We start from the raw sequence: 5,246 nt of genomic DNA, 5'->3' as shown, positions 1-5,246 counted from the left end.
CCGCCACCCCGCGGCGGACCGGCGACGGTGCCGGTCGCGGCGCCGGGCGGCCGGCGGGACCGCGGGGGCGGGGTCCGGGGTGCGGGGGCCGGGTCCGGGTGCGGTCGGGTGCGGAACGGATACGGGCGGGGCCGGGTGCGGAACGGATACGGGCGGGGGCCGGGTCAGGCCCAGAGCTGGCCGTGGAGTGCTTCGACGGCGTCCTCGGTGGTCTCGGCGGTGTAGATGCCGGTGGACAGGTACTTCCAGCCGCCGTCGGCGACGACGAAGACGATGTCGGCGCGGTCGCCGGCGCGGTCGGCCTTGCGGGCGACGCCGAGCGCGGCGTGCAGGGCGGCGCCGGTGGAGACGCCGGCGAAGATGCCTTCCTCGCGCAGGAGTTCGCGGGTGCGGCGGACGGCGTCCTCGCTGCCGACGGAGTAGCGGGTGGACAGCACGCTCTGGTCGTACAGCTCGGGGACGAAGCCCTCGTCGAGGTTGCGCAGCCCGTAGACGACGTCGTCGTAGCGGGGTTCGGCGGCGACGATGGTGACGCCGGGGACCTTCTCGCGCAGGTAGCGGCCGACGCCCATCAGGGTGCCGGTGGTGCCCAGGCCGGCCACGAAGTGCGTGATGGTGGGCAGGTCGGCGAGGATCTCCGGGCCGGTGGTGGTGTAGTGGGCGGCGGTGTTGCCGGGGTTGCCGTACTGGTAGAGCATCACCCAGTCGGGGTGTTCGGCGCTCAGTTCCCTGGCGACCCGCACCGCGGTGTTGGAGCCGCCGGCCGCGGGTGAGGGGATGATCTCGGCGCCCCACATGGCGAGCAGTTCGCGGCGTTCGCTGGAGGTGTTCTCCGGCAGGACGCAGACGATGCGGTAGCCCTTGAGGCGGGCGGCCATGGCGAGGGAGATCCCGGTGTTGCCGGAGGTGGGCTCCAGGATGGTGCAGCCGGGGGTCAACCTGCCGTCGCGTTCGGCCAGTTCGATCATGTGGAGCGCGGGGCGGTCCTTGATCGAGCCGGTGGGGTTGCGGTCCTCCAGCTTGGCCCAGAGCGAGACCTCGCCGGAGGGGGACAGCCGCGGCAGCCGCACCAGGGGGGTGTTGCCGACTGCCGCGAGCGGGCTGTCGTACCGCATCAGCGGGCGCCGCCGGCCACGGCCGGGAGGATGGTGACGCTGTCGCCGTCGGCGAGCTGCGTGGTGATGCCGTCGAGGAAGCGGACGTCCTCGTCGTTGAGGTAGACGTTGACGAAGCGGCGCAGTTCGCCGTTGTCGACGACGCGGCCGCGCAGGCCGCTGTGGCGGCTGTCGAGGTCGCTGAACAGCTCGTCGAGGGTGGCGCCGCTGCCCTCGACCGACTTCTTGCCGTCGGTGTAGGTGCGGAGGATGGTCGGGATGCGGACCTCGATGGCCATGCGGGCGCTCCGGGTGAGTGCGGGGGTGGTCACGTCGATGGTGCGGCGGTGCTGCGGCGCGATGCGGTCGGGCGCGTGGTCATGCCGCGCTGGCGAGGCGGCACAGATCGACGTGCAGCCGCGCCACGAGCAGGATGCCCGGCGTCTTCGTGCTCACGTCGTGAAGAACCATGCGCGCATCGTATCGATTCCCCGGGGGGCTGCCAGGGGGCGGTGCCGGTCAGCGGGCGGGCAGCAGCCGGACCTCCTCCTCGGTGACCTGGCCGTCGACGATGCGGTAGGAGCGGAACTGGAAGGGTCCGGCGTCGTCGGTGTCGGCGGTGGAGACCAGGACGTAGTGGGCGCCGGGTTCGTTGGCGTAGCTGATGTCGGTGCGCGAGGGGTAGGCCTCGGTGGCGGTGTGCGAGTGGTAGACGATGACGGGTTCCTCGTCGCGGTCGTCCATGTCGCGGTAGAGCTTGAGCAGGTCGGTGGAGTCGAATTCGTAGAACGTGGGCGACCTGGCGGCGTTGAGCATGGGGATGAAGCGTTCGGGCCGGTCGCTGCCGGCCGGGCCGGCGACGACGCCGCAGGCCTCGTCGGGGTGGTCGGCGCGGGCGTGGGCGACGATGGCGTCGTGCAGGTCCTGGCTGAGGGTGAGCATGCGGGAAGTGTACGAAGCGGGTGGCCCGGCGGGCGGTGGGCAGCGGGGGTTCCCGCGGGCGGCGGGTGGTGAACGGCGGTGCCGGCCACGGCGGTCGGTGCCCGGCGTGGCCGGCGCGCGTTACCGCAGCTGGGTCTCGACGAGGGTTTCCTGCAGGGCGCCGAGCCACATGTAGGCGATGACGTAGGGCTTGCGGGGGTCGTCGTCGTCGAGGTGGTACAGGGCGCTGTCGGGGTCGTCGTCGACGTCGAGGACGGTGCCGATGGTCAGGCGCAGGTCGTTGAGGGTGCGCAGCCAGCGCGGGACCTGTTCGCGGCTGAGGGTGAGGCGGGCGCTGCCGTTGCGGCGCGGGGTGAGGTGGTCGAGGTCGTGCACGACGGACAGCGCGTCGGCGCGCTTGCCGGCCCGCAGGTCGTTCTCGGTGTAGCGGCGGAACTCGGCGCTGGCCTCGTCGGCCTTGTCGTCGGCCGCCCGCTCGGGGTCGTGGTACGCGTTGGGGAAGAGCCGGGCGAGGGCGGGGTCGTCGGGCGGCGTGGTGGGGCCGTCGGTGAACAGCGCGGCGAGCGGGTCGGCGTCCGGCGCGTCGGCGTCGGCGCCCTGCGGGCCGGGGCCGATCAGCTCCAGGAGCTGGACGGTGAGGGTGCGCAGGATCGAGGTGTCCACCTCGTCGAGCGTCACGACGGCGGCGCCGTCGGAGGCGGCTTTGAAGTATCCGGCCATGAGGCCCGTACGTCTCCCAGCTGGGTCGGGTCAGCGGTCCTGGGTGAGCGTGGCCCACAGCCCGTAGCCGTGCAGGGCCTGTACGTCGCGTTCCATCTCCTCGCGGGAACCGCTGGAGACGGCCGCGCGGCCCTTGTGGTGCACGTCGAGCATGAGCGCCTTCGCCTTGTCCTTCGAGTAGCCGAAGTAGGCCTGGAAGACGTAGGTGACGTAGCTCATGAGGTTGACCGGGTCGTTGTGGACCAGGGTGACCCAGGGGATGTCGGGGGCCGGGGCCTCGAAGGGCGCCTCGCTCGACTCGGTCTGCTCGGTCTCCATGGGTGCGACACTCACGCCCCCCATGCTGCCACTTGCGGGCCGGTGAAGCGATCTCGGTCCGGGCCGGGCCGCGACGCCCCTCATTTGATATCGTCAGATTGACGACTAGTAGGGGTAGGATTCCAGCCATGAACTCACACGCGACGCACCGTCCGGACCGGCTCGCCGGGTCGGCACTCGGGTTGCCGGTGGCCGTGCCGTCCACCGCGTTGTTCACCGACCGCTACGAACTGACGATGCTTCAGGCCGCGCTGCACAGCGGCGCCGCGCACCGCCGTTCGGTGTTCGAGGTCTTCACCCGCCGGCTGCCGGAGGGCCGCCGCTACGGCGTGGTGGCCGGCACCGGCCGGGTGCTCGACGCGGTGGAGAACTTCCGGTTCGACGACGACGTGCTGAGCTTCATGGAACGCGAGAAGGTGGTGGACCGCGAGACCCTCCAGTGGCTGGCGGACTTCCGCTTCCGCGGCGACATCCTCGGCTACCCGGAGGGCGAGGTGTACTTCCCCGGCTCGCCGATCCTGCGGGTGGAGGGCACGTTCGCCGAGGCGGTGCTGCTGGAGACGGTGGTGCTGTCGATCCTCAACCACGACTCGGCGATCGCGGCGGCCGCCTCCCGGATGGCGGTGGCGGCCGGCGGCCGGCCGCTGATCGAGATGGGCGCCCGCCGCGCGCACGAGCTGGCGGCGGTGGCGGCGGCCCGCGCGGCGTACGTCGGCGGCTTCAGCACCACCTCCGACCTGGCGGCCGGCTTCCGCTACAACATCCCCACCGTCGGCACCAGCGCGCACGCCTTCACCCTGCTGCACGACACCGAGCGGGACGCGTTCACCGCGCAGGTGCAGTCGATGGGCGCCGACACCACGCTGCTGGTCGACACCTACGACGTGACGACCGCGGTGCGCACCGCGGTCGAGGTGGCCGGGCCGAAGCTGGGCGCGGTCCGCATCGACTCCGGCGACCTGCTGCTGCTGGCGCACCGGGTCCGCCAGCAACTGGACGACCTCGGCGCCCACGGCACCCGGATCGTGGTCACCTCCGACCTGGACGAGTACGCCATCGCCTCGCTGGCGGCGGCGCCGGTCGACGCCTACGGGGTGGGCACCTCGCTGGTGACCGGCAGCGGGCACCCGACGTGCTCGATGGTCTACAAGCTGGTCGCCCGGGCCGGCGCGGACGACGGCGCCGACGACGGCGAGCTGGTGGCGGTGGCGAAGAAGTCGATGGGCGCCAAGTCCTCGGTCGGCGGCCGCAAGTGGGCGGCCCGGCGGCTGGACGCCGACGGGGTGGCCGAGGCGGAGGTGCTGGGCACCGGCGAGATCCCGCCGGAGCTGGCCGGCCGTCAGCTGCTGGTCGAGCTGGTGCGCGGCGGCGAGGTCGTCGGCCGCGAGTCGCTGGACACCGCCCGCACCCGGCACATCGAGGCCCGCGCCGGGCTGCCGCTGTCGGCGACGCAGCTGTCGCGCGGCGAGCCGGTCATCCCGACCGAGTTCGCGTGAACCAACCGTTGGGTACGTTTTTCCAGGGGCTCCCGCGGGAGCCGGCGAAGGGGTGGCGGGCATGCGGCGGGCACTGATCGTGGTGGACGTGCAGAACGACTTCTGCGAGGGAGGCAGTCTGGCGGTGGCCGGCGGCGCGGACGTGGCGGCCGCCATCACCGACCTGATCGGCCAGGCCACCGCTGGCTACCGGCACGTGGTGGCCACCCGGGACCGGCACGTGGCGCCCGGCGACCACTTCTCCGACACGCCGGACTTCACCGACAGCTGGCCGCCGCACTGCGTGGCCGGCACCGAGGGCGTCGGCTTCCACCCCCACCTGGGCCCCGCCCTGGCCTCCGGCGCGATCGAGGCGGTCTTCGACAAGGGCGCCCACGAGGCCGCCTACAGCGGTTTCGAGGGCCGCGACGCCAACGGTGACGAGCTGGCGGTGTGGCTGCGCGCCCGCGGCGTCACCGAGGTCGACGTCGTCGGCATCGCCACCGACCACTGCGTGCGCGCCACCGCCGTCGACGCCGCCCGCGAGGGCTTCACCACCCGCGTCCTGCTCGACCTGACCGCGGGCGTCGCCGCCGCCTCCACCGACCGCGCGCTGGAACAACTGCGCCGGGCGGGAGTGGAGCTGACGGGGACGCCGGTGCTGCGGTAGGGGTTTGGGGGGCGGGGGCGGTTTTTC

At 72.8% G+C, this 5,246-nt stretch carries 8 protein-coding genes; 2 read left to right on the top strand and 6 right to left on the bottom strand.

What is annotated here, in order from left to right:
- Positions 1-164: 164 nt before the first annotated feature.
- The 6 genes from POF43_RS34270 to clpS all read right to left on the bottom strand — a co-directional run bounded on the left by POF43_RS34270 (position 165) and on the right by clpS (position 3,098).
- Positions 165-1,115, bottom strand: a complete 951-nt coding sequence (locus POF43_RS34270) for a PLP-dependent cysteine synthase family protein (protein ID WP_271318543.1) — start codon at positions 1,113-1,115, stop codon at positions 165-167.
- Positions 1,115-1,393, bottom strand: a complete 279-nt coding sequence (locus POF43_RS34265; protein WP_271318545.1) for a MoaD/ThiS family protein — start codon at positions 1,391-1,393, stop codon at positions 1,115-1,117. The genes POF43_RS34270 and POF43_RS34265 overlap by 1 nt, the downstream gene beginning before the upstream one ends.
- 79 nt (positions 1,394-1,472) lie before the next feature.
- The gene (locus POF43_RS35260; protein WP_336621907.1) at positions 1,473-1,565 is read right to left on the bottom strand and encodes a putative leader peptide; all 93 of its coding nucleotides are present in this window, start codon (positions 1,563-1,565) and stop codon (positions 1,473-1,475) included.
- 48 nt (positions 1,566-1,613) lie between these two features.
- Entirely contained in the window at positions 1,614-2,036 is a 423-nt protein-coding gene (locus tag POF43_RS34260; protein ID WP_271318544.1) for a M67 family metallopeptidase, read from the bottom strand.
- Between the two features lie 120 nt (positions 2,037-2,156).
- Positions 2,157-2,756: a DUF2017 domain-containing protein gene (locus POF43_RS34255; protein WP_271318122.1), complete on the bottom strand. Its 600-nt coding sequence runs from the start codon at positions 2,754-2,756 to the stop codon at positions 2,157-2,159.
- Between the two features lie 30 nt (positions 2,757-2,786).
- Complete coding sequence (gene clpS, locus POF43_RS34250) at positions 2,787-3,098, bottom strand: ATP-dependent Clp protease adapter ClpS (protein WP_271318123.1); 312 nt, start codon at positions 3,096-3,098, stop codon at positions 2,787-2,789.
- A gap of 104 nt (positions 3,099-3,202) precedes the next feature.
- Here clpS and POF43_RS34245 point away from each other — a divergent pair, with 104 nt between their 5' ends.
- Both POF43_RS34245 and POF43_RS34240 read left to right on the top strand, forming a co-directional pair.
- On the top strand, positions 3,203-4,570 hold the full coding sequence (locus POF43_RS34245; protein WP_271318124.1) for a nicotinate phosphoribosyltransferase: 1,368 nt from the start codon (positions 3,203-3,205) through the stop codon (positions 4,568-4,570).
- A 61-nt stretch (positions 4,571-4,631) separates the two neighbouring features.
- The gene (locus POF43_RS34240; protein WP_282698978.1) at positions 4,632-5,219 is read left to right on the top strand and encodes an isochorismatase family protein; all 588 of its coding nucleotides are present in this window, start codon (positions 4,632-4,634) and stop codon (positions 5,217-5,219) included.
- The last annotated feature ends 27 nt before the right edge of the window (positions 5,220-5,246 follow it).

Origin of the sequence: Streptantibioticus silvisoli (assembly GCF_027947535.2) — a bacterium.
In the GTDB taxonomy this organism is placed as follows: domain Bacteria; phylum Actinomycetota; class Actinomycetes; order Streptomycetales; family Streptomycetaceae; genus Streptantibioticus_C; species Streptantibioticus_C silvisoli.
The sequence above is the reverse complement of the archived record's forward strand: the minus strand, read 5'-3'. Positions and strand labels throughout refer to the sequence as shown.